The sequence below is a fragment of the Yersinia similis genome, assembly GCF_001053095.1.
Taxonomy (GTDB): Bacteria; Pseudomonadota; Gammaproteobacteria; order Enterobacterales; family Enterobacteriaceae; genus Yersinia; species Yersinia similis.
Genome location: NZ_CGBP01000092.1, coordinates 1 through 1,129 on the forward strand (window position 1 = coordinate 1; position 1,129 = coordinate 1,129).

Genomic DNA, 1,129 nt, shown 5'->3' on the forward strand with positions numbered 1-1,129 from the left:
CTACCACGGGCGCTAACAGGTAGCCCCGGAATTTAAGAGAATCGAACTTATGGCACTGTCTATCCACACTAATGCTTCTGCTAAAACAGCTATCAACAGCCTGAGTAATGCGGGTCTGGCGAATGCCAAATCCTCACAGCGCCTGTCTACCGGTTTCCGCATTAACTCACCAGCGGATAACGCGGCAGGCTTGCAGATCACCAACCGTATGGAGAAGTTTTTAAACGGTGCGGGCCAGGCTAAGCAGAACATTCAAGAATCCATCGCTATGCTGCAAATCGCCGATGGTGGCTTGGCTGAATCGGTCAAAACCCTGAACGCCATGAAGAAGCTGGCTACCCAGGCGGCGAACGACACCAACTCCGCAGCAGACCGCGAGGCTATCCAAAAAGAATTTACCATTCTGGGTGAAGAGCTGCAAAACGCGCTGAACAACACCGAATATAACTCCGAGAAGCTGTTTGCTAAAGATGGCAAAATGCGTAAGGAATTGAACTTCCAAAGCGGCACCGATGCAGAATCCAGCCTGAAATTAGATCTGAATAGCGTGATTGAAGAGCTGACGGAGAGTGTGACCAAGCCGGGGACGGCAATTACTGCTGATGCGGGCGGTACGGCAGCGCAAAAAGAACTCCATAGATTGGAGGCGATAACAAAGAATGCTAAGGACGCTGAAGATGCTCTTGTAGCATTGCAAGGTGAACTAACGGTTAAAAATGGTGTCGCAGCAGGGAAAAACTTTGTTATTCCTGAATATACGGATGCACAGGGTACTCTCGTCCCTACCGAGACAATTCTTAGTGCTACTACTGTTTCTCAAACCGATATCAACAAAATGGACGCTGCTGTTACTGCTCTGAAGGCTACACATACAGCCGCAAAAAAAGACTCGGATGACTACGCAAACAACAATCTGGTAGGTGGCGGTGTCATGAACATGCGACTGGCGGATAAAGATCTGGCCATGGAGGCGGATAAAAAGTTGTCGGAAGTGATTGATGCCTACGGCGCTTTCCGTGCCACGCTGGGGGCGAACCAGAACCGCCTGCAATCCTCTTCCAACAACCTGGATAACATGATCAGCAACACACAGCAGGCGCTGGGCAGCATTAAAGATACCGATTTTGCG

Annotated in this window: 1 protein-coding gene; it reads left to right on the forward strand. The window is 49.9% G+C overall.

Annotated elements, in window-relative coordinates; genetic code table 11:
- Window positions 1–49: 49 nt before the first annotated feature.
- A partial coding sequence (locus AC971_RS21525) for a flagellin N-terminal helical domain-containing protein (protein ID WP_053084963.1) occupies window positions 50–1,129 on the forward strand: 1,080 nt, incomplete at its 3' end.